Annotated in this window: 24 protein-coding genes; 12 read left to right on the top strand and 12 right to left on the bottom strand. The window is 69.5% G+C overall.

Annotated elements, in window-relative coordinates; genetic code table 11:
* Positions 1 to 399: 399 nt before the first annotated feature.
* The 3 genes from MEBOL_RS00290 to MEBOL_RS00280 all read left to right on the top strand — a co-directional run bounded on the left by MEBOL_RS00290 (position 400) and on the right by MEBOL_RS00280 (position 2,709).
* Positions 400 to 1,089, top strand: coding sequence for a response regulator transcription factor (locus MEBOL_RS00290; RefSeq protein WP_095975541.1), 690 nt, complete (start codon positions 400 to 402; stop codon positions 1,087 to 1,089).
* Between the two features lie 107 nt (positions 1,090 to 1,196).
* Positions 1,197 to 1,991, top strand: a complete 795-nt coding sequence (locus tag MEBOL_RS00285; protein ID WP_095975540.1) for a WecB/TagA/CpsF family glycosyltransferase — start codon at positions 1,197 to 1,199, stop codon at positions 1,989 to 1,991.
* A 229-nt stretch (positions 1,992 to 2,220) separates the two neighbouring features.
* Complete coding sequence (locus MEBOL_RS00280; protein WP_157774685.1) at positions 2,221 to 2,709, top strand: response regulator; 489 nt, start codon at positions 2,221 to 2,223, stop codon at positions 2,707 to 2,709.
* A gap of 15 nt (positions 2,710 to 2,724) precedes the next feature.
* Here MEBOL_RS00280 and MEBOL_RS00275 read toward each other — a convergent pair whose 3' ends face one another.
* Genes MEBOL_RS00275 through MEBOL_RS00260 form a run of 4 tightly spaced genes read right to left on the bottom strand, consistent with a single transcriptional unit; the run spans position 2,725 to position 6,191 of the window.
* The gene (locus MEBOL_RS00275) at positions 2,725 to 3,759 is read right to left on the bottom strand and encodes an ABC transporter ATP-binding protein (RefSeq protein ID WP_281256675.1); all 1,035 of its coding nucleotides are present in this window, start codon (positions 3,757 to 3,759) and stop codon (positions 2,725 to 2,727) included.
* A 35-nt stretch (positions 3,760 to 3,794) separates the two neighbouring features.
* The gene (gene modB / locus MEBOL_RS00270; protein WP_095975537.1) at positions 3,795 to 4,475 is read right to left on the bottom strand and encodes a molybdate ABC transporter permease subunit; all 681 of its coding nucleotides are present in this window, start codon (positions 4,473 to 4,475) and stop codon (positions 3,795 to 3,797) included.
* Between the two features lie 4 nt (positions 4,476 to 4,479).
* Positions 4,480 to 5,310, bottom strand: coding sequence for a molybdate ABC transporter substrate-binding protein (modA, locus tag MEBOL_RS00265; RefSeq protein ID WP_095975536.1), 831 nt, complete (start codon positions 5,308 to 5,310; stop codon positions 4,480 to 4,482).
* Positions 5,307 to 6,191 (bottom strand): helix-turn-helix transcriptional regulator, encoded by an 885-nt coding sequence (locus MEBOL_RS00260; RefSeq protein ID WP_245919325.1) that lies wholly within the window; start codon positions 6,189 to 6,191, stop codon positions 5,307 to 5,309. The genes modA and MEBOL_RS00260 overlap by 4 nt, the downstream gene beginning before the upstream one ends.
* 87 nt (positions 6,192 to 6,278) lie before the next feature.
* On the opposite strand from MEBOL_RS00260, the gene MEBOL_RS00255 reads away from it, so the two are divergent.
* From MEBOL_RS00255 to MEBOL_RS00245, 3 genes are all read left to right on the top strand, one after another.
* Positions 6,279 to 7,163, top strand: a complete 885-nt coding sequence (locus MEBOL_RS00255; RefSeq protein WP_095975534.1) for an SMP-30/gluconolactonase/LRE family protein — start codon at positions 6,279 to 6,281, stop codon at positions 7,161 to 7,163.
* Positions 7,160 to 8,308, top strand: coding sequence for a porin family protein (locus MEBOL_RS00250; RefSeq protein WP_095975533.1), 1,149 nt, complete (start codon positions 7,160 to 7,162; stop codon positions 8,306 to 8,308). The genes MEBOL_RS00255 and MEBOL_RS00250 overlap by 4 nt, the downstream gene beginning before the upstream one ends.
* 239 nt (positions 8,309 to 8,547) lie before the next feature.
* Positions 8,548 to 9,069 carry an Ig-like domain-containing protein gene (locus tag MEBOL_RS00245; RefSeq protein ID WP_157774684.1) on the top strand — a complete coding sequence of 174 codons (522 nt, stop codon included), beginning with the start codon at positions 8,548 to 8,550 and terminating at the stop codon, positions 9,067 to 9,069.
* Positions 9,070 to 9,085: 16 nt separating this feature from the next.
* Here the strand turns inward: MEBOL_RS00245 and MEBOL_RS00240 are convergent, their stop codons facing one another.
* From MEBOL_RS00240 to MEBOL_RS00225, 4 genes are all read right to left on the bottom strand, one after another.
* Entirely contained in the window at positions 9,086 to 9,838 is a 753-nt protein-coding gene (locus MEBOL_RS00240) for an energy transducer TonB (RefSeq protein WP_095975531.1), read from the bottom strand.
* Between the two features lie 79 nt (positions 9,839 to 9,917).
* Complete coding sequence (locus tag MEBOL_RS00235; RefSeq protein ID WP_095975530.1) at positions 9,918 to 10,619, bottom strand: response regulator transcription factor; 702 nt, start codon at positions 10,617 to 10,619, stop codon at positions 9,918 to 9,920.
* Positions 10,616 to 12,454, bottom strand: coding sequence for a sensor histidine kinase (locus tag MEBOL_RS00230; protein ID WP_095975529.1), 1,839 nt, complete (start codon positions 12,452 to 12,454; stop codon positions 10,616 to 10,618). Before MEBOL_RS00230 ends, MEBOL_RS00235 begins: the two co-directional genes overlap by 4 nt.
* 52 nt (positions 12,455 to 12,506) lie before the next feature.
* Entirely contained in the window at positions 12,507 to 13,076 is a 570-nt protein-coding gene (locus MEBOL_RS00225; protein WP_157774683.1) for a hypothetical protein, read from the bottom strand.
* A gap of 286 nt (positions 13,077 to 13,362) precedes the next feature.
* Between MEBOL_RS00225 and MEBOL_RS00220 the strand changes: the two genes are divergently transcribed.
* Both MEBOL_RS00220 and MEBOL_RS00215 read left to right on the top strand, forming a co-directional pair.
* Entirely contained in the window at positions 13,363 to 14,232 is an 870-nt protein-coding gene (locus tag MEBOL_RS00220) for a hypothetical protein (protein WP_095975527.1), read from the top strand.
* Positions 14,233 to 14,331: 99 nt separating this feature from the next.
* Positions 14,332 to 15,213: an HNH endonuclease gene (locus MEBOL_RS00215; RefSeq protein WP_095975526.1), complete on the top strand. Its 882-nt coding sequence runs from the start codon at positions 14,332 to 14,334 to the stop codon at positions 15,211 to 15,213.
* A 52-nt stretch (positions 15,214 to 15,265) separates the two neighbouring features.
* Here MEBOL_RS00215 and MEBOL_RS00210 read toward each other — a convergent pair whose 3' ends face one another.
* On the bottom strand, positions 15,266 to 17,446 hold the full coding sequence (locus MEBOL_RS00210) for a M3 family metallopeptidase (protein ID WP_095975525.1): 2,181 nt from the start codon (positions 17,444 to 17,446) through the stop codon (positions 15,266 to 15,268).
* 168 nt (positions 17,447 to 17,614) lie between these two features.
* Here MEBOL_RS00210 and MEBOL_RS42450 point away from each other — a divergent pair, with 168 nt between their 5' ends.
* Entirely contained in the window at positions 17,615 to 18,379 is a 765-nt protein-coding gene (locus tag MEBOL_RS42450; RefSeq protein WP_245919323.1) for a hypothetical protein, read from the top strand.
* 67 nt (positions 18,380 to 18,446) lie between these two features.
* Here the strand turns inward: MEBOL_RS42450 and MEBOL_RS00200 are convergent, their stop codons facing one another.
* Together MEBOL_RS00200 and MEBOL_RS00195 are read right to left on the bottom strand one after the other, a co-directional pair.
* Positions 18,447 to 19,625 (bottom strand): ARPP-2 domain-containing protein, encoded by a 1,179-nt coding sequence (locus MEBOL_RS00200; RefSeq protein WP_095975524.1) that lies wholly within the window; start codon positions 19,623 to 19,625, stop codon positions 18,447 to 18,449.
* Positions 19,622 to 21,079: a hypothetical protein gene (locus MEBOL_RS00195; protein ID WP_095982480.1), complete on the bottom strand. Its 1,458-nt coding sequence runs from the start codon at positions 21,077 to 21,079 to the stop codon at positions 19,622 to 19,624. Before MEBOL_RS00195 ends, MEBOL_RS00200 begins: the two co-directional genes overlap by 4 nt.
* Positions 21,080 to 21,450: 371 nt before the next feature.
* Here MEBOL_RS00195 and MEBOL_RS00190 point away from each other — a divergent pair, with 371 nt between their 5' ends.
* From MEBOL_RS00190 to MEBOL_RS42440, 3 genes are all read left to right on the top strand, one after another.
* On the top strand, positions 21,451 to 22,767 hold the full coding sequence (locus MEBOL_RS00190; protein ID WP_245919321.1) for a Tox-REase-5 domain-containing protein: 1,317 nt from the start codon (positions 21,451 to 21,453) through the stop codon (positions 22,765 to 22,767).
* On the top strand, positions 22,725 to 23,522 hold the full coding sequence (locus MEBOL_RS43925) for an Imm52 family immunity protein (protein WP_342747718.1): 798 nt from the start codon (positions 22,725 to 22,727) through the stop codon (positions 23,520 to 23,522). The genes MEBOL_RS00190 and MEBOL_RS43925 overlap by 43 nt, the downstream gene beginning before the upstream one ends.
* Positions 23,523 to 24,091: 569 nt before the next feature.
* Positions 24,092 to 24,370 carry a hypothetical protein gene (locus MEBOL_RS42440; protein WP_245919318.1) on the top strand — a complete coding sequence of 93 codons (279 nt, stop codon included), beginning with the start codon at positions 24,092 to 24,094 and terminating at the stop codon, positions 24,368 to 24,370.
* On the opposite strand, the gene MEBOL_RS00175 is transcribed toward MEBOL_RS42440, so the two are convergent.
* Positions 24,371 to 25,252 (bottom strand): YihY/virulence factor BrkB family protein, encoded by an 882-nt coding sequence (locus MEBOL_RS00175; protein ID WP_095975521.1) that lies wholly within the window; start codon positions 25,250 to 25,252, stop codon positions 24,371 to 24,373.
* Positions 25,253 to 25,329 lie beyond the last annotated feature (77 nt).

Genomic DNA, 25,329 nt, shown 5'->3' with positions numbered 1-25,329 from the left:
CCGCGGGGACAGGCCGCCCGAGGCGCTTGGACGCTCACTGGCCGACATCTCCAGGGTCGCTTGGGTCTGGCCGTGCACACTCCCCGTCAGATGGTCCCGCGCCGCCACTGGACAGGGAAACGAGGGATGGACATTCGGACAGTCGTGGGAAAACGTCGGCCGTGCCCTGGGTATTGCCGGTGCTGGGTGTCGGAGCACTTCCTCCGATACCGGAAGTGGGGGATCACGAAGAGCAGACACGCAACGGTTCATGGTTAGAAGCAGGCTGGCCCGTCGAACATCCTCGCGAACACAACGCGCACGGTCGTCATCTCGATATCGCCGGATGTGGGCAGCGCCAGACATCAGTTCGTTGTTTCCAAAAAAGGCAGTACGCCATGACGGCTGGGGGGCCCTCACATGGCATCAAATCAAGTGGATGTGCGCGTTGGCTTGTTGGAAGGACCGTGGGCGGCCTGGCAGGGCCTGGCCGAGGGCCTCAAGGGAGAAGGCCTCAACGTCCTGTGGGTGACGCGTGACGTGAGGACGCTCCTGGATGGCATCGGGACGGATCCTCCGCAGGTGGCCATCCTCGACGTGGAGCCGACCAGCGACGCGGGCATGGGTTGCTCGGGCATGGAAGGGCTCAACCTGCTGCGCGAGGCGCGCAAGCGCCGGCTGGAGGTGCGCATGCTGGTGCTCTCCTCGGCCAATGCCCAGGACTTCATCTCGCAGTGCTTCGACGAGGGGGCCTCGGGCTACCTCTTCCGCCAGAGCCTGACGTCCAACGCGGTGAGCACCGCGGTCAACGCCCTGGTGCGCGGCGAGCGGCTCTTCCCGGTGCAACTGCTGCGCAATGACTTCGAGCACCCGCCCGTGGCCTCCGCCACGGCGAGCGTGCTGCTCACCCTCACCCAGCGTGAGCGCGAGGTGCTCGCGTACGTGGCCGGGGGCGCGGACAACTTGAAGATCGCCGCCCACCTGCAGATCGCCGAGCGCACCGTGAAGTCGCACGTGACCCAGCTCTACCGCAAGCTCGGCGCGGAGAACCGCACCCAGCTCGCCCTGCGCGCCTGCCACCTGGGCGTCCGGCCGCCGCCGGATCTCTAATCCAGCGGCGTCAGCCCCCGTCCCCCTCGTGCGTCAGACTCCCCTGGCATAACCCGAGGCGCGACACCACTGTGTCCGCCCACGAGGGCGCCAGGAGGAGGCGGGAGATGAACGGGGTGATGGGGCTGGGGCCGCCCAAGGCGGGGCCCCTGGCTCCCGGGGCGGAGTCGGAGGCGCGAAGCCTGCCGACGAGTGCGCGGCGGATCTTCATTGGACGGGTGCCGGTGGATTCCGGGCGCCTGGAGGATGTGTTGGGCCGCGTCGCGCGGCTCGTCGAGAGCGGGCAGGGCGGGCGGGTGATCCTGCCCGACGTGGATCACGTGGTGCGGGCCGAGCGCGAGGAGGCCTTGCGCGAGGCGCTCGCCACGGCGGAGCTGTCCCTCGCGGGAAGTCCGGCCCTGGTACGGGCCGCGGAGCGGTTGGGCTCGCCCCTGGTGGAGCCGCGCTCGGGGGCGCAGTGGTTGCCGCCCCTGGCCGGACTGGCGCGCGAGCGGGCCTGGCGGGTGGTCGTCGTGTCGGATCGTCCGAACCTCTCCGAGCGGGCCGCGGGCGTGCTGCGCGACACCCATGGGCTGCTGGCCGTGGGCGTGGCCGCGCCAGACATGCCGGGCGATGGCCAGGGTCCGGGGGTGGAGCGGCTGATCGAGCGCATCGCCTTGACCCGGCCCGATCTGGTGTGGGTGTCCCTGGCGACGCCCACGCAGGAGCTGTTCTGCCTGCGGGCCGCCGCCCAGTTGCCGCGCGCGGTGCTGGTGGGAACGGGTCCCGCGCTGGAGTCCCTGGCGCGGAGCCTTCCTGGAAGCCGGCGCCGCAACCCATGGTGGGCACCCGTGCGGTGGTTGCGTCAGCGGTGGGCCTTCCTGCGCGTCCTGGCGAGCATGGCCCCCCTCCCGGCGCGCTGAGGCTCCCGGTGATTGATGAACGGAGCGCCCGGGGCATGTTCGCGCCCGTGTCTCGGGCGCGACACGGCGGGTGGCGTGGCGCCCCTCTCACCTTCTTTCCCGGCTGCACAGGCTGGTAGGACTATCCCGGGATGCTTAGTCATCCCAGATTCGCTCGCTGTGTTCGCGAGCGAGGATGGGCCCGTGTTTCCCGGCCAGCGGGTGATGGGTCGTCACGATGGGGGAGTTCATGAGCGCCAACGCGGTATGGGCCCAGCGGCAAGAGTCCGGACAAGCGGGCCAGGGTGTCTTCTGGGGAGAGCCTCGGAGGCAGGCCCTGGTCTACCCGGGGCAGGTGTTGTTGATCGAGAGTCTGAAGGCGCGCTGCCAGGCCATCCGCGACATGCTCGAGCGCGAGCGCTTCGGGTGTGGGGTGGTGCAGGACGCGCGGGAAGTGGCCCCCCTGGCCGAGCGCCTGTTGCTCGGGCAGCACCGGATGCCGGAGCTCCTCATCTGCAACGCGCGCATGCTCGACGACGCGGGGCTGGCGGCGCTCGTGCGGCTGAGCACGAGCCGTCCCCACCTGCCCATCATCGTCTTCAGCGTCTTCAGCAACCCCCGGCTGCGTGCGAGCATGGCGCGGCTGCGCGGCGCGTGCGTATTCGATCAGCACTTCGGCCTGGGAGATCTGCGCGATGCCTGCCTGGCGTTGAGCACCTTCTCCCGCAGGAGTCTGTAGCGCTCATGTCAACACTCAGGCGTGGGGCACGAGCCGCACGGCGGGTGCCTTGAAGGTGGCGGTGACGGGCCGTCCCTCGGCGAGTCCCAGTTCCTCGCAGGACACACGCGTCACCCGTGCCACCAGGGGAAAGCCCGCGTCGAGCGCCACGCGGACGAGGGCGCCCTCGGGGGAGATCGACACCACGGTACAGGGCAGGCGGTTGCGCGCGCTCGTGGGCGAGGCCTCGGGCGGGCCCAGGGTGACGTCCTCCGCGCGCAGGCAGACGAAGACGGAGTCGCCACCGGGCGTGGGCTCCAGGGCGGTGAGCGTGTGGGGCCCGGCTTGCACCGTGGCCAGTCCTCCCTCGCGCCGCAGCACCCGGCCGGGCAGCACCGTCTCGATGCCCGTCATCCTCGCCACCGAGAGCTCCGCGGGGTGGTTGAACACGTCGGCCACGGGCCCCACCTGACACACCCGGCCCGCCTCCATGGCCACCAGATCGTCGCCCAGCGCGAGCGCTTCCAGTCGATCATGCGTCACCACCACGGTGGGAATGCCCAGCTCGCGCAGCAGCCGCCGCAGCTCCCCCCGGAGGTGTTCCCGAGAGGGCGCGTCCAGTGCCGACAGGGGCTCGTCCAGGAGCAGCAGCCGCGGCCGGATGGCGAGCGCCCGTGCCAGGGCCACCCGCTGTTGCTGCCCTCCGGAGAGCTCCCGGGGCAGGCGGTGCTCCAGCCCTCCCAGTCCCAGGAGCGAGAAGAGGGCGCGCGAGCGCTCGCGCCGCTCGGACTCGGGCAGGGCGCCCAGGCCGTACTGGACGTTGCGCTCGGTGGTGAGGTGGGGGAAGAGGGCGTAGTCCTGGAAGAGCAGGCCCACCCTCCTCGCCTGGGGCGGCAGGAAGACGCGGGCGCGGGTGTCGCACCAGGGCTCTCCGTGAAAGAGGACGCGGCCGTGATCGGGCCGCTCCAACCCCGCGAGGCAGCGCAGCACCGTGCTCTTCCCCGCGCCCGAGGGTCCGAAGAGCACCATCACCCGGCCCGGCGTGGCCTCCAGCTCCAGCTCCGCCTGGATGGTGGGACCGCCGCGAAAGCGCTTCTCGAGCTGGACTACGAGCGTGGCGGCCCCCAGGGCGCACCTCCTCCGCGCCGCACCCCGTAGGTGAGCGCCAGTACGGCGAAGGACACGACGAGCAGCACGAGCGACGTGCGGCCCGCCGCCGCGTAGTCCAGCGCCTGCACCGAGTCATAGATGGCGATGGAGGCCGTGCGCGTGCGGCCCTCCAGGTTGCCGCCCACCATCAACACCACGCCGAACTCGCCCAGGGTGTGCGCGAACGTGAGCACCATGCCGGAGAGGATGCCCGTGGCGGCCAGGGGCAGCACCACGCGCACGAAGGTCCGCGCGCGCGAGACGCCCAGACACCACGAGGCCTCGATGAGGCGCGGATCCACGCCCGCGAGCGCCGCGGTGAAGGGCTGCACGGCGAAGGGCAGGCTGTAGAGCACCGACGCCAGCAGCAGGCCCTCGAAGCTGAAGGGCAGCGAGTGTCCGGCGAGCGCCTCGAAGGCGGGCCCCAGGGGCCCCCTCGGCCCCATCGCGAGCAACAGGTAGAAGCCGAGCACCGTGGGGGGCAACACGAGGGGAAGCGCCACCAGCGCCTCCACCAGGAACTTCCAGCGCCAGTGGGAGCGGGCCAGCCACCACGCGATGGGCAGTCCCACTCCGAGCAGGATGATCGTCGTCCAGCCCGCCAGGCGCAGGCTCAACCACAGCGCGGCGTGATCCACGCGTTCACTCTCCGGGCATGAAGAAGCCGTAGCGGCGCAGCAGGGCCTTGCCCTCCTCTCCATGCAGCGTGTCACGGAATCGCCGCGCCAGCGCGGGATCCCGCGCCTTCTTCAGCAGCGCGCCTCCTTGTTCCATGCGGGGATAGGCGTCCAGGGGGACCTCCACGTAGCGGCCCGCGTCCTTCATGGCCGGCGCGAGCGCCAGGGCCAGGGCGATGAGCCCCACGTCCGCGGCGCCGCTCTGCACGAACTGGGCGGTCTGCGCGATGTTCTCCCCCAGCACCAGCCGATCCTTCACGGAGTCGAAGAGGCCCTGGCTCTTCAAGGCCGCCTCGGCCGCGCGGCCGTAGGGGGCGTGCTGGGGATTGGCGATGGCGATGCGCCGGGCGGCGGGGTCGCTCACGGCCTGGAGGCCCCGCGTCTCCACGGGCAGGGGCGAGTCCCGGGGCACCCACACCACCAGCCGGCCCACGCCGTAGAGGAAGACGTCTCCGTCCACCAGTCCCTGCTCGACGAGCTTGCGCGGATAGGCCACGTCCGCGGACAGGAAGACGTCGAAGGGCGCCCCTTGGGAGATCTGCGCGAGGAAGTTGCCCGAGGAGCCATAGGTGACCTGGATGTCGGCCTCGGGGTTGCGCGTCCGGAAGTCCTTCAAGAACTCGTCCAGCGCGAACTTCAAGTCCGAGGCCGCGGCGATGGTCAATCGGGGCCTGGACGAGGCCTCCGCGGAGGGGGTCTCTCCGGCCGCCTCGCCGCCGCGCAGACCCGTCACGACACCCGCGCTCACGACGAGCAGGATGCCCGCCACGAGCGAGCCCTTCACGATTGGATTCATCGCGACTTCTTCCCTTCGGAGAGGAGTTTCAACTGGCCGGTGTCCCCCGGCTCGTAGCCGGCAATGCCCCGGAGGGCGCGGCGGAGGGCGGACCCCTGTGCGGTTTCACACAGCCCCACCACGGCGGGATCCCCGAGCCGGGCCGAGGGGATGACGAGCCCATAGTCCTCGTGTCCGAGCGAGCGGAACGACAGCCCGAGCCGCGAGGCCCAGGCCCGGGACGCGAGGCCCACGTCCGCTTCGCCCCGGGCCACCGCGCAGGCCACGTCCCGGTGCGAGGCGTGCAAGGTCGCGCGGCGGTGGACGGCCCCGGTGTCCAGGCCTTCCGTGTGGAGCAGTTCGTCCAGGTGGTGCCGGACGCCCGCGGTGGGTGGACGGCTCGCGAACCGCACCCGGGACAGCCGCTCGAGCGCCGGTGGCTGACGGCCGGGCGCGGCGACGAGGCCCACCTCGCGGTGCACGAGGTGCAGTCGCGCCAGGCCCCGGCGTCCGGGAGGAAGCACGCCATGCCAGCCGGCCGCGAGCACCTGGCCCGCCTCCAGCAGCGACAGGGCCCGGGTGCGGTCCGCGAGCACGAAGCCCACGAGCGGATGGCCCTGGGCCGAGTGCTCCGTCAGGAGCGCTTCCACCGCGAGGTCTCCATTCGCGGCCAGGAGCGGGGCGGGCACGGATTCCTCGGTGGGCGGCTCGGCGCGGGCGCGCGGCGATTGCTCCGCCCAGCGCAGCACTTCCTCGCGCGGGAAGAGCCATTTTCCCCCGGCTCGACGCGCGGGCAGGCCCCGCTTCAACAGCCGGTAGACGTGCTTGGGGTGGATGCGCAGCAGCGCCGCCACCTCCTGGGTGGTGAGCAGGGAATCCGGCGTTGGAGGAGAGGGGGCCACGGTCACCATTTTCTACAATTTTCAACCAAAGGGCACAACGGAGGATGGATAGAGTGCCGCGCTCCACCCTCTTTGTTGGAGCAACCGATGCGTGTCGCCGCGCTCGCGCTGGCGCTGTTCGTCTGTGCCTGTGAAACCCCGGGAGCCCTCGAGCCGGATCGGCCCGCGGGCATCGAGCGGGGCCCCCGGGCGCTGCCCCTGGACGCGGATCCCAATGGCATCCGCTGGGACGCCGCCTCGAGGACGCTCTTCCTCGCGGATGATCAGAACAACCGCGTCCTCCAGTGGACGGACGCGGGGGGCGTGTCGCTCGTGGCCGAGCTGCCGCCCGCTCCGGCCAATGGCGCGGGCCTGGGAGACCTGGTGCGCATGCCGGATGGGACGCTCGTCGTCGTGCGCTTCGGCGGAGGCACCGCGGGCGATGTCGTCTTCGTCCGGCCGGATGGCTCGTCCGGCACCGTGCCCGGGCTCAAGCCGGAGCGCCGCCGCATCGGCCTGACGCTCGCCCAGGATGGCCAGCTCTACGTCACCTACTTCGTGCGCGTGAACAACGTGAACGTGGGCTCGGTGGCGCGGCTCACCCTGGACGGCACGGAGCAGGAAGTCATCGGCGCGTTGCAGAAGCCCGTGGGCGTGCTCGCCGTGGGGGACTCGCTCTTCGTGAGCGATCAGCTCGCCGGGAAGATCTACCGCGCGCCCCTGGCCTCGCCCCAGGAGTACACGACGTACGCGACCCTGCCGAGCCCGGATCTGCTCGCGCTGGGGCCGGACGGCTCGCTGCTCACCGGCAGCCGCGAGGGCAAGGTGTTCCGCATCACCTCCTCGGGCGAGGTGCGCGTCCTGGCCGCGGGCTTCCAGCAGCCGCACGGACTGGCCTACGACGCGGAGAACCGGCGCCTCTTCATCGCGGATCACGATGGGGACACGTCCAACGGCACCACCCACTTCCTCCAAATCATCCCGGCCGAATGAGTGCGCGCGCGCTGCTGTTGTCCGGTGTGTTGCTGCTGTCGGGCCGTGCCGCCGCCGCCGATGACGCGCCGTGGTTCCAGCCGCTGATGGTGGGCGAGCTGGACTACCGGGTGACGTCCGCCGCGGTGGAGGGTGAGACGGGCTTCGCCCTGGGCCGCTTCCGCGTGGGCGTGCGCGCTCGGCCGAGACCCTGGATTCACGTGGTGGGCACCGTGGAGTGGGCGGCCGAGAAACCCGCCCTCACGGATGCGCTCATCGTCTTCACTCCGACCGACGAGGTCTGGCTGCGGCTGGGCTACGGCAAGACGCCCCTGTTCGCCTCGGCGAAGGAGCCCGCCGTGGAGTCCCTGTCCATTCCGGAGCTGTCCCTGCCCGTGCGCGCGCTGTGGCCCCGGCGGGATCTGGGGCTGGAGGTGCGCTGGGCGCCGCGGGCCTGGCCGCTGGATGCGTGGCTGCGCCTGGGCAATGGCTCGCCGAGCCCGCTGGGCAACGACAACACCGCGCCCTCGGTGGACGCGCGGGTGGACGCGCTGCTGGGCGGCACGTCCTGGGGCATGCGTCTGGGCGGGGGAGTCCATGCGGAGGACGCCTTTGATCGCGCGGGCGTCAGTGGCACCACGGCCACGGGGTTTCTCTTCTACCGGCCCGTGCCCGTGTCGGGAGGGCGGCTCGTGAGCGAGGCGCACGCGGTGCTCTGGAGCGGCCCCCTGCGGGTGATGGCCGAGGGCGGTGCGGCATGGGAGCGGCGCTCGCGCGACACGGATGGAGACCCCCGCACTCCGCGAGAGCCCCTTCCGGGCATTCGGGCCCAGGGTGCCTCGGTGGAAGCCTCCTGGATGGTGCGCGGCCACCGCCGGGACGGCCTCTGGCCCGAGGGCGCTCCCCCGACGACGGAGGGGGGCTGGGGCGGTGGCGCGGTGGAAGTGGCCGGGCGCGTGGAGCGGTTGTCGCTGGGGCTGGGCGCCGCGGACGTCACGCCGGGAGGCGCGAGCGGAGGCGCCGTGGCGGTGCGGTGGTGGGCCACGGACTTCCTGGCGGTGGGAACCGCCGGCTACTTCCTCCGCTACGATCAACCGCCCATCGAGGAACCTGGACGGCGAGACTCCTGGCTGCTGCTGACGCGGGTCACGGTGAGCCTGCGCTGAGGGACCCTGCCCCGAAGTCGCAGGAGTTTCTTCCCAGGCGTCCACTGGCCGATCTGTAAGAAGTTCCCGGTTTCAGGGAGGGGCACGTCCGAGGGGCGGATGACGGGAAGCGCCTTCAACCCGGAGAGACGGGGCAACCCTCTGTTTTCCCGAAAGAAAGGGAGGCTCGGGAGGAAGCGTCCCCGGGGGGAGGATGGATCGTCCAGGGGTCGGCACGGTTCTGGCTTTGGGGGGCAGGCATGGCAACCACCACTTACCGGAGTGTCAGGCCCGCGGTATGGACGACTTGGGCGCCCTCGGTGGGCATCCTGTGCCTGGTGGGCGCGCATCTGTTGGCCGCCGCGCTCGGCCTGTACTCGTCGGCGCCGCGGCTCAAGGTCCTCGAGGCCTCTCCAGCCACGTTTTCCCCCGGACATCTGCAGATCTCCGTCCAGGTGAATGACGGCCCCACGGGCTCGGGGGTGAGCCGGGTGGAATACCAGCTCGACTCCATCTCGGGTGCCTGGACGCCGCTGATCCAGCAGCCCGGGTCCATGGTCTACACGGGCCTTCATGACACCTCGGCCGTCCCGGCTGGCCCCCATGCGCTGTACCTGCGCGCGGCCGACTACACGGGCAACCAGCGCACCCTGTCCGTGGGGGTGACGGTGCTTCCCGTGGAGGCGCCGCCCGCCCAGGCGGAGTCCGGGCGCGAGAGCCTGGATGTCTCCTACCGGCTGCCCGAGCAACCGGCGCGGTGGGACGGCAGGCCCCGGGGCTGAGGGCCGCGCGGCGCGCTCAAGGCATCCGGAGGTTCACGTTGAAGGTGTAGCTCACGTTGACGGTCCGGCCCTGGAAGGTCAGCGGCGCGTAGCGGCGGCTCGTCAGGGAGGCGACCACCGCTTCGTCCATGAAGGGCTGGCCCTTGATGACGCGGCAGTTCTCGACCGAGCCCTCGCGGGTGATGGTGCAGCGGATGACCACCATTCCCTGGACGTGGGCCTGGCGCGCCTGCTCGGTGTACTCCAAGGGCACGCCCGCGGAGAGGAGCCTCGGCGGCGTCATGCCCGCGCCGAACGGCACCACGTCCTCTCCCGTTCCACCGGGGGCGCTGTCGGGGATCAGGCCGGCGATAAACGGGATGCCGGGGATGGCCTTGTCCGTGGGATCCCCTTCGGGGTGGCTGCCCGGGATGTACGGCAGGGACGGATCCACGGGCTCCGCGGTGGGCTCGGGTTCCACGGCCTTGGGCTCCACCGCGGGCAGGGGCTTGACGTTCTTGGGCTGCACCAACTCCTTCGGCTTGGGCTTCGGCTTGGGCTTGGGCGCCACTTCCAGGGCCTTGTCGGCGGGCGGGTTGGGGTTGCCCTTGGGAGGCAGCCGCATCGGCTCGATGACGATCTCGGGCTCCTTGATCGGGGTCGGGTCCGCCTGGTGGGACATGCCCAGCAGGGCGCCAAACACCCCGGCGTGCAGGAACAAGGAAACCCAGACTCCGGTGCCGAAGCGACCGGCGCTCACTCCCGACTGATGGATGACCGACTGGAACACGTGACGTCCCTCCCTGGCTGACACCTCACAACCTAAGGGGTCGCGCCGGACGGGTGGCCTCGGGCCGTCCATCTCTTCGTCATGGTTTCGTCATGGACTCCAGCTCCAGGCGGTAGCCCACGCCGCGCAGGGTGTGGATGGTGAAGGCGGAAGCACTCGTCCAGCCGAGCTTCTTCTTCAGGTTGGAGACGAAGTTGTCCACCGTACGGGGGTCCACCACCACGTCCTGGCCCCACACCGCGTCGAGGATCTCCGCCCGGGTGAGGGCGCGATCGCGGTGCTTGAGCAGGAAGGCGAGCAGGTCGAACTCCGTGCGCGTCAGCTCGATCTCCCCGCCATCCGCTCGGCTGAGCGCCCGCCGCGCCAGGTCCATGTGGAAGCCCGCGAAGGACAGCACCTGGGGAGGCTCCCCCCCAGTGCGCCGCACGAGCGCCCCCACCCGGGCGAGCAGCTCGCGCAAGCGGTAGGGCTTGGTGAGGTAGTCCTGGGCGCCCGCCTCGAAACCCCGCACGAGGTCGTCCTCCAGCGAGCGCGCCGTCAGCATCATCACCATGGAGCGCACGCCCTGGGCGCGCAGCCGCCGGCAGAAGGCGTAGCCGTCCTCGCCCGGGAGCATGACGTCGAGCAGGAGCAGATCGAACGTGCGAGCGCGCAGCAGGGGCTCGGCCTCGCGGGCGTGGGCGGCCACGGCCACCTCGTAGCCCTCGTCGCGCAGGTTGTCGGCCAGCGCGAGCCGGAGGTTCGCGTCGTCCTCGACGATGAGGATGGAGGGAGGGTTCATGGAGGAGGGGAGGGAGGGAAGATCAGGCAGAAGGTGGTGCCCTGGGGGCCGGAGTTCTCGATGGTGATGCGGCCCCCGTGCAGGGCCATGATCTTGCGGCACAGCGCGAGTCCAAGGCCACTGCCATGCACCTCGGTGCCCTGGGCGTCCAGGCGGTAGAAGTCGCGAAAGACGTTCTCCCACTCGCTCTCGGGGATGCCGATGCCGTTGTCCTCGAAGAACACCACCACGCCCTGCCCCGGGGACGTGGAGGGGTAGGCGCGCAGGCGCAGCTCCACGGGGGAGCGGCGGTTGTAGGCGCAGGCGTTGCGCGCGAGGTTGGCCAGCAGCAGGCGCAGGAGCGCGGGATCCGCGTCGACCTGGGCCTCGCCCGTGTCCGAGGTGAGCTGGAAGGGCACCGAGACGCTGCCCGCCAGGTCCGAGCGGAGCATGCCCGCCAACTCCTCCCACTTCACCGGGCTGCGCCGCAGTTGCCAGCGCCCCTTGTCGATGCGGTTGAAGGACAGGATGTTCTCCACGAGGAAGCTCAGCCCATCGGCCGCCTGGATGATGCGCTCGGGGTAGGCGCGCGTCTCCGGCGGCGCCCGCGAGAGCTTGCGCTCCAGGGTCTCGGCGAGCAGGCGGATGGAGGCCAGGGGCGTGCGCAGCTCGTGGGACACGGTGGCCACGAAATCGCTCTTGAGCTCGATGTAGCGGTAGCGGCCGCGCTGGGCCAACACCGCCATCACGCCAATGGCCACCGCCAGCGCGCCGCAGGTGCCCACCAGCAGCGTCTTCAAGCCATAGCGCTGATCGAGGGCCGTCTCGGCCTGGGTCCATTGCGGCACGGACACCCCGAGCCGCAGTGACTCCAGGGGCAGCACGGCGTCCGGGGCTGGGAGCCACACCTTCCCGTCCTGGCCGAAGTGGCCCTTCGCGCGCAACTCGCGGGAAAGGTCTCCCAGGATCGCGTCGAGGTCCACCGCGATGCCGCGCACCACCTCGTCCCGGGGTTCCAGGTACCAGCGCTCGCCAATCAGGGTGGGGCCGGTGAGGTCCACGGGCAGCACGAGCATGCCGGCGTCCGCCTCGCGGGCGCGGGCGATGAAGTCCTCGTAGGGCTCGCCGAGCGCGATGCTGACCCGCACGGTATGGACGCGCAGGAATTCGAAGTCGAGCGCGGTGAGGCGTCCCCGGGCGCGCAGCAGATCCCGCTGGAGGCCCGCGGAGCGCTCGATGCCGCCGAAGTCCTCGGGCAGCCCCTCGCGCAAGAGCGCGCGGACCAGGGCCGGAGTCTCCGCGCCGCGCTGGAGCTGTTCCAGGAGGAGGACGACGAAGGGCAACTCCTGCTCCAGGGGCAGGGGATGCTCGGCGTGGTAGCGCAACAGCTCCTCGGAAAGCGGCTCGGCGAGCGGGGAGTGCCGATCGAGCGCGGACTTCACCTCGCGCAGCCGTGCCAGCCGCTCGCGCCAGGGGGCCTCCGCCGAGCCCGTGGCGAGCGCCCGGACAAGGGCGCGGTAGTGGTGCCGGGCGGGGGTTTGCGCGCCCTCGGCGGCGCGGGTGAGACGGGGCAGGAACTGCTGGTCGCGAAACCGCAGGTAGAAGCCCTCGCCGGGCGCGAGCGGATCTCCCATGGCCTCATGGATGGCGGAGAGGTTGCCTTCCAGTTGCCGACTGAGCGTGAGGCGCAGGGCCTGGGTGGCGTACTCCTCGAGCGCGTCCTGGCTGGTGCGCAACTGGGCCCGGGCGTCCTCGCGCTCCTGGGTGAAGATGCGCTGCAGGCTCCACAGCCCCCAGAAGAGGGCGAGCAGGCCACAGCCAAGGGCGAGGAGGGTGGGGAGGAGCCGACGCAGCATGGGGAGGAACGGCGGCGGACATTATAGGGACACTGAGCGGGTGTCCCAGCCGTCAATCTAGGCTCGCTCCCGGGGGCGCTTCCGTTTCGGGCTGAACCGGAATCTCAGCACGGACATGGATGAGCGTGGGGGTCTCTTCAAGTGAGTGGAACTCGATCTCCGCTCTGATGCAGGCTGGGCCCCGCTGCCTGTCGGGCGCCTCCGCGATCAGCGGTAGACGAATGTCTTTCCCGTACCAATACCCTGGCTTGAGCAGCAGCACGTCCTCTTCTCGGGGAGGCTTCGCGAATACATCCATCACCATGAATTCGACGGGCCGGCCCGTACTGCAATCCGTGACGGACTTCATGCTCAACGCGGTACTTTCGATGAGCCGTTTGTCCAGCCGGATGCTTCCTGCTTCAGGGGTGATCAGGAGACGTCCGCGGAGAGACCATCCATCATAGCGGATGTCTTGTAATTCCAATCTGACTCGCGCGGGGTCCTCGGTGCTACCGGCGGGGGTCTCCTCGTGACGGGCCTCCACTGGCGCTGGTTCGGTCTTCCAGGGAAAAGGGAAGGATTTGCAGGCTGTTATCCCAAGAAGAGCGGAGGAGGCGATGGCCGTCCAGATCAGTCGCATGTGATGAACCCTTCGTTCAAGGGAACGCCCATCCCTTGTTTGTGGACAGACGCCTTCCCGGTGTGCACGGTACCGGGAACGTCATGACGAGCGCACGACCTTTGTGGTCGAGTCCTCCACGGGCGCTTGGGGAAACTGAGGATGCCTCGGGTCGAGAGCTGCTTGGCGAGCGAGCCAGAGCCTGGTTGCCCGGGTGAGCTTGTCCCAGTTGCCCTCCGTATCCACTGTCTCCAAGAGACCTGTCCATTGGATGGTGAGCGAATGACTGGAAAGGGCGGGTGCATGGATGTCGAATGAGCCGCGCTCGGGTCCGGTGGAGACGCTGCGGCACCTGGCGTTGTCACTCGAGCGCCTGGTGGCTCACGAAGCCGCGAGCAGCGTGGTGCGGGGCGCGGCGGACGGCCTGCGCGAGGAGATGCCGGAACTCGACCGCCAATTGCGCGCCATCATCCAGGATGCGCTGATCGTCCTGGGTCGGTTGGTTCATGAAGCAGCCGAGCGGGAACGGGCGGATCCCGGCGCCGCGACGCAAGCCCTGGCGGCCTCGGCCATGCAGGGCATGTTGGACGTCCTGGAGCGGGAGTGGCAGGACGGAGGGATGCCCCTGCACGGCTTCGTCCAGCGGCTCAATCTCCTCTTGGATGGTGTCATCGACTTCGCCCGCTCCCGCGCCGAGGAGATCCGCACTCCGCGGGAGCGGGCCCACGCCATCACCGAGTCCATCGTGGACGCGGCGGTCGGACGCCTTCATTCCTCCGTCCCGAGGTTCGCGGAGGAGATGCGGGTGTTGGCTCCGCTCGGCTCGGAAGTGGCCTCGATGACGGGGCGGGGACTCGTCGCGGGCATCGGGTCGAAGCTGCTGGAGGACGAGGACGCGCTCGGAGGACTACTCCACCGCGCGGGCTGGGAACTGGGCAGGGGCATGGCCGCCGGCATCCGCGAGGAACTGGCCTCCAGCCCGGAAACGTCGATCAACGCCCTGGGCACGGCGCTCGAAACGCTCGCCGAGCGCACGGCCGCCGCGACGGTCCGGGGGGCGAGTGGCGCGCTGGTGGCCCTGGGCGAAAGACTGCGCGGCCCCTTGCTCGCCGTCGTGAGCGCGGGCGGCCTCATGACGCTGGGGCTGCTGGCGGTTCGCTGGCGGAGTCGGGCCTGACGGAAGGACTCAGTGGGGCGGTTTCGCCGGAGGTCCCGCGTGCATCCCGCCAGGTCGTGACGCTAACCTGGTGCGAGGACGTGTCCCGGTGAAAGGCCCATGGCGAAGGCGATCTTCACGACCTCGGAGAGTTCCGCGTACGACGATCAGCCCGAGGTGCGCTACCACTTCCCGGAGACCTACCTCCGTCCGGCGCGGGCCGCCGTTGGTGACTGGGTCCTCTATTACGAGCCTCGCCGGACGCAGGGGCCGAAGAGCACCACGGGTCGTCAGGCCTACTTCGCCGTCGCCAGGGTCCGGAGCGTGGTGCCGGATGAGTCCACGCCAGGTCATTACTACGCGCATATCGAGGACTTCCTCGAGTTCGACCGCCCGGTGCGTTTCAAGGAGGGGGACCACTATTACGAGCGGGGATTGAGGAAGGCGGACGGCAGCACGAACAAGGGAGCTTTTGGCCGGGCGGTCCGCGAAATCAGCGACGCCGAGTTCGAGGCCATTCTCCGCGCGGGCTTCACGCGGGAACTCCAGCCCTGGGAACGCACCCCGGTGGGCGTCGCGGAGCCGCCCATCACCTATCCGGAGCGGCCGCTCGTCACCCTCACGCGCCCCTTCCGGGATGAAGCCTTCCGCCGCCACGTGCGGAAGGCCTACGACAACACCTGTGCGGTGTCGGGGCTGAGGCTCATCAATGGCGGTGGACGTCCCGAGGTGCAGGCCGCGCATATCCAGCCGGTGGCGAGCCACGGTCCGGACTCCGTGCGCAATGGTCTTGCGCTGACGGGCACGGTGCACTGGCTGTTCGATCGAGGCCTCATCTCCGTCGATGATGACTACCGTCTCCTGGTGGCGCGCCAGGGAATGCCAGACGGGGTGGGCGGATTGATCCAGCCTCATCGCCCATTACGGCGGCCCGAGCGTCACGAGTGGTGGCCACATCCCAGCTACCTGAAATACCACCGCGAGCACGTCTTCAAGGGGTAGCCGGGAGTGGATGGACCCCATCCCTCCCGGTTCCTCGCCGCGAGGAGGGCCCTCAGTGCTTCTTCGTGACCGGCACGGGGAAGCCGCGCTTGCGCATCAGGGCGTCGATGCCCGCGTCCCTGCCTCGGAAGGCGCGGTAGCCCTCGGCGGGGTCCACCGTGTTGCCCTTCGCGAAGACATGCTGGCGCAGCCGCTCCGCCACGTTCCGGTCATACGGCCCCTGGGCCTCGGTGAAGGCCTCGAAGGCGTCGGCCGTGAGCGTGTCCGACCACAGGTAGCTGTAGTAGCCCGCCGAGTACCCGTCGCCCGCGAAGACGTGGCCGAACTGGGGCGTGCGGTGCCGCATGACGATCTCCCGAGGCATCCCGAGCGTCTTCAACGTGTCGCGCTCGAACGCATCCGGATCGATCTGCTGGGCCCCGGCCAGGTGCAGCTTCATGTCGATGAGCGCGCTCGCCAGGTACTCCACGGTGCCGAAGCCCTGGTTGAAGGTCGCCGCCTTCTCGATCTTCGCGATGAGCGCGGAGGGGATGGGCTTGCCCGTCTGGGCGTGCAGGGCGTAGGTGTTGAGCACCTGGGGCGTGGACAGCCAGTGCTCGAGCAGCTGTGAGGGGAACTCCACGTAGTCGCGCACCACCGCCGTCCCCGACAGCCCGGGGTACTGCACCCGCGAGCTCAAGCCGTGCAGGGCATGGCCGAACTCGTGGAACAGCGTCTCCGCGTCGCTCCAGCTGATGAGCACGGGCTCGCCGGGCTTGCCCTTCACGAAGTTGGCGTTGTTGGAGACGATCGTGCTGACCTCGCCCCGGAACCGCTCCTGCGAGCGGTAGGCGTTCATCCACGCGCCGGAGCGCTTTCCCGGGCGCGCGTAGGGATCGAAGTACCACAGCCCCACGTGCTCGCCGCTCGCGCGGTCCTTCACCTGCCAGACCCGCACGTCGGGGTGGTAGACGGGCACGTCGTTGATGGGCGTGAACGAGAAGCCGAACAGCTCACCGGCCACCCAGAACATCCCCTCGCGCAGCTTCTCCAGCTGCAGGTAGGGCTTCACCTCGTTCTCGTCCAGGTCGTACTTCGCCTTGCGGACCTTCTCCGCGTAGTAGCGGTAGTCCCAGGGCTCGAGGGTGAGCTTCGCTCCCTCCCGGTCCGCGATGGCCTGCATGTCGGCCACTTCCTCGCGCACGCGCGCCACGGCGGGCGTCCACACCGCCTCCAGCAGGGACAGGGCCTGCTCGGGCGTGCGCGCCATGCTGTTCTCCAGCCGCCAGTGGGCGTGCGTCGCGTAGCCCAGCAGCTTCGCCCGCTCGGCGCGCAACTGGAGGATCTCCGTGATGAGGGCGTTGTTGTCGTGCGCCCCGCCGTTGTCGCCCCGGTTGATGTAGTGGCGCCACACCTTCTCGCGCAGCTCCCGGCGGCGCGAGTAGGTGAGGAAGGGCTCCATGGACGAGCGGGTGTTGGTGATGGCCCACTGGCCCTGGAGTCCCCGGGCCTCGGCCGCGGCGGCCGCGCCCGCGCGCACGGACTCGGGCAGGCCGTCCAGCTCCGCCTCCGAGGAGAGCAGCACCACGTCGCCCTCCTCGTCGGCCAGCACGTTCTGGCTGAAGGCCGTGTAGAGCGACGCGAGGCGCTGGTTGATGTCCACCAGGCGCTTCTTCGCCTCCGCGTCCAGCCGCGCCCCCGAGCGCACGAAGCGCGTGTAGTGGTGCCACACGAGCCGCTGCTGCTCGGGCGTCAGCTTCGCCTTGTCGGGCGACTGGTAGACGGCCTCGATGCGCTGGAACAGCTTCTCGTTCTGGAAGACCTCGTCGGAGACGGCGGCGAAGCGCGGCGCCAGCTCGCGCTCGATGGGTTGGAACTCCGGCCCGTTGAGCGAGCTGCTCCAGATGCCATAGAGCGTGCCCACGTCCTCATAGCGCCGTCCGGCGTCCTCGAACGCGGCGAGCGTGTTCTCGAAGGTCGGCGCCTCCGGATTCTGGGCGATCGCGGCCAGCTCGCGCCGGTACTCCTCGATCGCCGCCTCGAGGGCGGGCTTGAACTGCGCGGCCTGGACGCGGTCGAACGGCGGGACACCTCCGTACGGTCCAGTCCAGGGGGCCAACAGCGGAAGCGAAGTCGAGGCGGTCGTCATAGAGGGGGCGGGGTGAAGGGGCTCTCGGGTGTTCTGGGCGGTCGTCGCGCAGGCGGCGGAGGCGAGGACGGCCAGGCCCGCGCCGGTGAGGAGAAGCTGTCGCATGGGGAAGGAGGATGTCTCCAGACGGGGTGGGAGGTGTGGCGCTAGCATGCCTGCCCGTCCAGGTCGCGGCGGGGGCATGTTTTTGCGCGGTGTGTCATGAGGGGTTGACGGAGCTAACGCGACGCGTTAACTCTTCGGGCGGCGTAACACCCTGGAGGCCCGACACACATGGCGAAGAACAAGCACAAGCACGAGGCGACGACGCAGGAGAACGCGGTCCAGACCCCGGCCGAGGACGTGAAGACGGAGACGGTGGAGGCCAAGGCGGAGACGGTGGAGGCCAAGGCGGAGACCGTGGCCCATAAGGCGTCCGAGAAGGTGGCCGAGGTCGCGGAGCGGGCCGAGGCGGTGGCCGAGAAGGCGGCGGGCAAGGTGGCCGAGAAGGTGGCCGAGGTGACGGAGCGGGCCGAGGCGGTGGCCGAGAAGGCGGCGGAGACGGTGGAGACCGTGGCCCAGAAGGCCTCCGAGAAGGTCGCCCAGGCGGCCGAGGCGGCCAAGACCGAGGCGGCCCGGGCGGAGACGGTGGTGAGCGAGACGGCGGGCCAGGTGGCCACGTTCGTGAAGGGCCGCCTGGAGCAGGCCCAGCGGCAGCTCACCCAGCTCGAGGAAGAGGCCCAGAAGGCGCTCAACACGCTGGTGTCGCGGAGCCGCGAGTCGGGCCGCGAGGTGCTGCAGCGCCTCAACGTGAACGAGCTGGGCGAGCTGCCCACCGTCCAGAACCTGCGCCAGCGGGCGAACTGGGTGGGGGGGGAGGTGCGCCAGCGCCTGTCCGGGCTGCGCGGCCGGATGGTGCAGGTGGTGGGTGGGGTGGCGAGCCAGTCCCAGGTGGACGCGCTCAACCGTGAGCTGGATCGGCTCTCGAGCAAGCTGGACGCGCTGGTCCCTCCCTCGCCCAAGGCGGCTGAGACGGAGCAACAGTCGCCCAAGGCGTGAGGGACGTCCTCCCCACCCGGGACATGAAAACGCCTGGCCCCCGGAGGGGTGGCTGGGCGTTCGTCTTTCACTTGCGCTGCCGGCGCAGCGCCGCGGCCAGCACGTGTTCCTTGAGCAGGTAGCCGAAGCCCGCGTTGCCCAGGCGGACCATCAGCTCGTCACGGGTCGTCTTCAAGTGGGCCGCGGTCCGCGCCAGATCCCAGTCGCACCCCGCCAGTTGCTTGAGCAGGTACGCGCGCCGCGTCTGCGCCGAGGACAACCGGTACGTCTTGAGGTACTCGAGCGTGCCGTCCTCGCGCTGGATGAACTCGCCGAGGTGGTTCTCCTCGGAGGGTTGCAGGGAGGTGATGAACCGTTGGAGGCGGAAGGGACCCGCCGTGTAGACGGTGTGCGCGTGGACCTCCGCGCCCAGGAGCGCGCCCGCCATGAAGCCCTGGAAGTCGGCCCAATGCTCGCGCATGCGCGTGATGGCGGCCCGCAGCTCCTTCACGGAGGACACCTCGCGCGCGTCCACATCGAGCCCCAGCGGAGGAACCTGTCCGAGGAAGCCGTACTGGAGCATCAGCTCCCCGTAGAAGTCCTCCACCAGCGCCCGGTGCATCACCCGGTAATCGTCCGGGTGCGAGACGAGGGAGATCGACAGGAGCTGATCCGCCTGGAAGATGAGCACGCCCACCTGCCGCTCGTGCAGCTCGAAGATGCGCAGCGCCTCGGCGAAGGCCGGGTTGGCCCAGCCCGTGACCGAGCTCTCGAAGCGGGGATTCAGCCCCTGGCGCAGCACCTCCTGGGAGTACTCGCTCCAGGCCACCTCGGGGCCGCCGAAGTGCAGGGCCAGGAAGCCCTCCATGGCGAGGTGCAGCGGCAACAGGCGCAGGCGGCGCTTGTCCTCGCGGTGCGCCATGCGGTGCAGCAGGCGCACGGTGAGCGGCCCTTTCCGGGCGAGCACCGTGCCCTCGGGCGTGTCCAACTGCGTGCCGAGCGTCACCGCGGCGCTCCGCTCGTCCCAGTCCATCACCAGTCCGTGGGGCACGTAGGAGAGGTAGTGGGTGCTCCGGGCCGACAGGGGCTGGCCCTTCACGCTCACCACGGACAGGGCATCGTCATAGACGCGCCGGCTGAAGCGCAGATCGCCGCGCACCTCGTCACGCAGCACCGGCACCAGGCGGAGGGTTCCCCAGACCTGGGAGGGTGCCAGCCGCAGGCCCGTGGGCAGCAGCCGCTTGAACTCCACGTCGTCCAGGTTCATGCGGCCTCCTCCTCGTTCAGGCGCGCGCCGGGCGTGCCCTCCAGCATCCGCCGCACGCGGGCGGCGAGGTAATCCTCGAGTTCCGACAGGGGCGCGGCGCCTTCCGCGAAGCGTGCGAAGCCCAGCACGGTGGGCAGGTCCTCCGCGTCCCGCACGCCCACGGTGGGCACCAGGGCCCCGAGCGTCCGGGGCGCGAGGAACTCCGAGGCGAACACGGGGTTGGCGTGGATGATGGACGTGCGGCGCGCGGGATCCAACTTCGTGCGGAACACGCGCGTCACCTCGGCAACGGCGTTGGGCGGATCGTTGTCATAGCCGTCCGACACCACGACGACCAGGTCCGGCATCCAGTCCAGGGCGTCGAGCAGCGGTGTGGACAGGTCGGTCTGTCCGCGCGCGCTCACCAGGACAGGCTCCTCGGGAGGCGTCGTCCAGAAGGGGCGGTACTCCCGGGCCGAGGCGGACAACAGGTAGTGCGCCGCGAGCGCCACGCCCAGCGGCCGGCGGCGCTTCTCGGTGGAGCCCGAGGCGGAGTAGCTGTTGTCCAGCACGGCCGCCACCCGGCCCAGGGGCACGGAGGCGCGGCGCAGGGTGCGTGCCGCGGCCTGTTCCAGCGCGGCATGCAGCTCGGCCCGCCGTGCTCGCCGCGCCTCCGGGTCGAGCGAGAGCACATAGAGCGCCAGCTTCGTCAGGGGGGCGCGTGCCAGGTCGACCGCGAGCGTTCCCTCCGCGCGCGTGGCCGAGCCCTGGAGCCGCAACCGCTCGCCCGAGGTGAGTCGGGGCTCGATGCGCCGCAGGAACTCCTCGCGGGGAATCTGGTGCTTGTGGGCCAGTCCCTCGGCGACGGTGAAGGGCAGCTCGAAGACGGCGCGCGGGTCGAAGTGGGCCCGGCGGAACGTCTCCAGAAGCGGCGTGGTGAACACGCGCTTCTTCCAGCCATGGAAGAGAAAGGGATTGAGCTCACCCGCGAGCTTCAGGTGCCCATGGGCCACCGCCGCTCGCAGCTTGGCGCGGTACTTGATCGCGTCGAAACCCAGGTCGGGTCGGCCCCCCAGGAACTCCCGGACGATGGCGCGCGTGCGGCGGTTGTTCACGCGGCGCTCGCGCAGCACGTCCAGCACCCGGAAGGCGCGCTGGGGGGGCAGGCAGCGGAGCGTGGCGGCAATGAGCGCGCCTTCCTCGCGCCGATCCCCCGGGGGCGTCTGCTTTCCCGAGGCCAGCAGGTTGAGGACGATCTGCGCCTGGTTGAAGTGGTTGATGCCCGCGGCGAGCGTCCGCGCGTAGAGGCGGCGGTAGTTGCCGAGGATATAGGCATGCAGGAAGTCGATGGAGACCGACTGGCCGTGCGCGTCATTGTAGAACTCGCGCTGCCCGGTGCACGAGAAGCATGCGTTGACGAACATCACCAGATCTTCCCGGGCGACCTGCTCCGCGCGTGTCCCCGCCACGTCCATGTCCATCCACCTCACGAGAGGAGAAGCGCCGCTCGGGGAAGGCGGACACGACCAGCTAGTCAAGCTACAAAGGCTCGGTTCGGAAGTCGCATCACAGTCCCGCGAGCGGCGCTCTCACCGTAGCATGACGCCCGGCCCCGGGGTTTCCTGACAAGCCCCATTCCAGTGTGAGCCCATTGAAACTCGTCCAGACAGCACGCCTGCGTTTCCTGTTCGTCGTGCTGGCGGTGATGCTGGAGGGGTGCGCGACGGGAGCGCCGAGAGGGAGCCTGATGCGAGGCATCGGCTCACACTCAGGGCGCGTTGTGGAGAGAGAGGGGACGGGAGGAGGGGGAGGATTCCCGGAGCCGAGGACGGACGCCTTTCAGAGAGTGCAGGAGGCGAGCGGACTGGGGGAGGAAGCGAGGCACCCGGCGGGAGCGGCGCTCTACGTGGGACAGGCGCGGCAACTGCTGGGTGAGTTGGCGAGGACGCCGGTGACGTCCAGGAGCTTCGCGCCGCGCCGGGTGCTGTCGTGGCTGCTGAGAGGGGCGCTGGAGGGAGGGGAGCGCGTGGAGTACGCCGATTTGAAATGGCGAGCCGAGCGCTTCGCGTGGCTGGTGGTGGTGCGCCCGGACGGCTACCTGGTGGCGGCGGCCACGGGCACGCCGTTGCAGCGCCTGGGGCCTCTCCAGCTGGTGGAGGGGGAGTGGAGGGTGGGCCGCCTGACGGTGGGGGACTTCTACTTCTCCAGTGGAGGAGTCTTCTACCCCGTCACGGAGGCACTGAGGCGAGAGAGTGTGCCGCCCCTGGGGGAGCTGGGGTTGGGGAGAGACGCGCTCAACGCCGCGCTCGACGGAGTGCAGGAGGCGATGGGGGAGATGGTGGTGGCGCTGGCGCAAAGCGTGCTTCACCCCATCCGAACGGTGGAAGGACTGGGGCAACTGCCCAGGGCGGTGGCGTTGTTGATTGAGTCCTCGCCGGAGTACTTCGCGCGCTATGGGGCCATGTCGTGGGAGGACCAGATAAGAGAGGCGGCGCGGCTGTCCACGCACGTGCTCATGCTGGTGGGGGGAGGGGAGGCGGCGGCGGGGCGGCTGGGCGGACTGGGGGCGGAGTTGCCCGTGCTGTCGCTCACGGCCAGGGGAGAGATGGTGTGGGGAGGAGCGGTGGTGGCGGGAGGCGCGACGAGCGCCACGGCGGCCATGGGGATAGGTGTCCCCTCCGTCCTGCACATGGCGGGGAGGGGGCAGGGGAACACCGGCGGTGGGAATTCCCACGCGGGGAAGTCCACCCAGAGCGCGGCGGCGGGAGGGCCGGGGAAGTGGACCTACAAGAAGCCCACGACGCGCTCGAAGGACTCATTGGACTACCAGGAGCAGGTGACGGGGCGGCCGGCGTGGTGGGTGTATATGATTGGAGAGGTGGAGTTCGATGGCCTCAAGGGCAAGGAGTTGCTGGAGGCCAAGGGCCCTGGTTATTGCTCCTTCTTCAATGCGGATGGCTCGCCCAAGTACTGGTACAAGAACTCTGGCAAGTTCGACGAGATGCTGGAACAAGCGGAGAGTCAGTCGAGGATGGCCCAACACCTGGGATTGCCGCTGAGCTGGCACGTCGCCGATGCCAAGGTCGCGGAGTTTCTTCGCGAAATCTTCAATGATAGTGGATGGCACAACATCACCGTCCACCATACGTCGCCAGTGCGGTAGGAGAAACGCGCATGTGGGAAGGATATTACGTGGGGGCGTACTGGGGCCCGAGGAAGGAGACGGCGCTGGAGTGTGCTCGGCGAGCGGAACTCTTCTTTCACATGCTGGCGCGGTGTGACCCCTCCTTCGTCCAGTGGTATCGGGCGGGCCGAGGCTTTCCTCGCGAGTTGCCGGGACACCCGGTGCGCCCAGAGATGACGGAACTAGAGAAACTGCTACTACGTGGCAGGCCGCGCACGGACATTAGTAAGAAGGTCATCGAGGACATGGGCTTCCGCCAAACGATGTGGAATGCCAAGAAGGAGGCCACGGATATCCGTCTCTCTTGCGGTGGGTATTCTCCTTGGGGCGGACCCAATTCGTGTCTGCTCAAACCGCCGAGGGAGGGCGCGGTAAGGGAGCGGCTTCTACGCATGCCTGTGCTCGCCGAGGTACTTACCAGCATGGTCACCGCGTGGGACCCCGACTTCGCCATGGTCAGCTCAACGGAGATGGTGAACCTCGTGGAGAAGGGCGATTTCGAGGTGCGGGTGGGCTGTTTGACGTACCTGTCTCGTCGTCTGGGAACAGTTCCGCCGCTGCCCGCTCCCGTGCGCATCGAGCCGCTGGGCACACTGGGCTGGCTCCTCGTCCTCTCCTCGGAACTCATGACGGCGAGCAACCCCGAGCATGTGGCGTTCACCCTGCGCGTGCGCGAGTTGCTGGACAGGGCCGGCCTCATCGAACGTCCAAAACCCCCTCCCGCCAGCGAGTGACCCGACAGGATCCATCTCTGGGCTTGACTTGAGAGGTCAAGTGGCGTTCAACACGGATGGACACGGCACTGCTCGAAGCGGAGGGGCCATCGGTGGCGGACGAGAAGACCAGACAGGGCGGCGCACCGGAGCGGTTCGAACTCGGCGCGAGCTACGACGAGGTGGGTCCTGAGCTGGGACGCCTCCACGACGCGTGGCAGGTGGAGACAGGGGAGCCGGCCCTTGAATTCCAACCCAGTGAGCGGGTGCAGTGGCAACCTTCGGGCGACTATGAAGTGCGCCTCGCCTGCCGACAAAGTCCTTCCGCGGTGCGGCTGCGGGTCCATGGCGCCTCGAATCCAATACCGTCGGAGGAGTTGGCCGATATATTCCTTTGGATGAACGCCGCGTTCCAGCGAGTGGAGCACAACCCCCGAATCCGTGCGCAACTCACGCCCTCGCCCGTGCTTCCGCGCACGGTCGTCTCCCGGTGCCCATGTGCCCCCGTGGTCCTCGCGCTGCTGGCGGGAGTGGCCTGGCTCCACGTAGAGCGTCAACCCAGACCCTCAGCCCCTGCTCTCGGAGACGAGATGTCCGGATCCCACGCTCCGTTGGACGCGCCCTACCTGACCGACTCCGCGCCTCCAAGTCCTCCGGCTCTCGCCTATCCACTGCCCGCCAAACCCTTTCGCAATCAGGCGGCGGCACCCTGCAACCCCGAACTGGGTGAAGAGGAGATCAACGGTGGGTGCTGGATGGCGTTGGACAAGCGGCCGCCCTGTTTCAAGGTCCAGGCCGAGTACCAGGGCAAATGCTATCTGCCCGTCTCCAAGGACCGGGGCCGTCTGCCTTCCACCGTCGAGCCCTGATCACGCCGCCACGGGAGTCTCATGTGCCCGGCTGCCATGGCGGCGCGCGTAGACTTGGGTGAATTCCGCGCCGAGGAAGAGGATCTGCGCGGAGTAATAGACCCAGAGCAGCACCACCGCGAGCGAGCCCGCCGCGCCATAGCTGGACGCCACCGCGCTGCGGCCCAGGTACAGCCCGATGCCGAACTTGCCCAGGCCGAAGAGCAGGGAGGTCACCGCCGCGCCCAGCCAGACATCCTTCCAGGCCACGTGGGTGTCGGGGAGGATCTTGTACATCATCGCGAACAGCACGGTGATGACGCCAAAGGAGACGAGCAGGTTCACTCCCTGCCACATCACCGTCCAGCCCGGCAGCAGGTGATCGAACCAGGCGCCCAGTGCCGCCAACACGGCGCTCACCACCAGGGACACCAGCAACAGGAAGCCAATCACCAACACCATCGCGAACGACACCAGGCGGGTGCGCAGGAAGTTGATGACGCCACCGCGCTCCTTGTTGGGCTTCACGTCCCAGATGTGGTTGAGCGCGTCCTGCAACTGCACGAAGACGCCCGTGGCGCCAAAGGCGAGCGCGATGACGCCCAGGGCCGTCGCGAAGATTCCCGCGCTCGGCTTGCGCGCGCTGATCATCATCTGCCCGATGATGTCGGCTCCGCTCTGGCCCACCAGATCCCGCAACTGCGCCTGCATCTGGCCCCGGGCCGCCTCCTCGCCGAACACCATGCCCGCCACGCTCACCGCGATGACGAGCACCGGGGCGATGGAGAAGATGGTGTAGTAGGAGAGCGACGCGGCGAACGTCGGGGCGTTGTCGTCGCTCCACTTCGACGCGGCCCGCTTCATGAGGTGGAAGGTGTTCCGGGCGCGACGCGCGATCGTCATGACGGCTCCTGTCCCCTGGGGAGCCCGTCCTCTCGTCGGAGGGCTCCGCGTTGTTCCGGACAACTCGGAGGAGGGGA

The organism is Melittangium boletus DSM 14713, assembly GCF_002305855.1.
Lineage (GTDB): Bacteria > Myxococcota > Myxococcia > Myxococcales > Myxococcaceae > Cystobacter > Cystobacter boletus.
The sequence above is the reverse complement of the archived record's forward strand: the minus strand, read 5'-3'. Positions and strand labels throughout refer to the sequence as shown.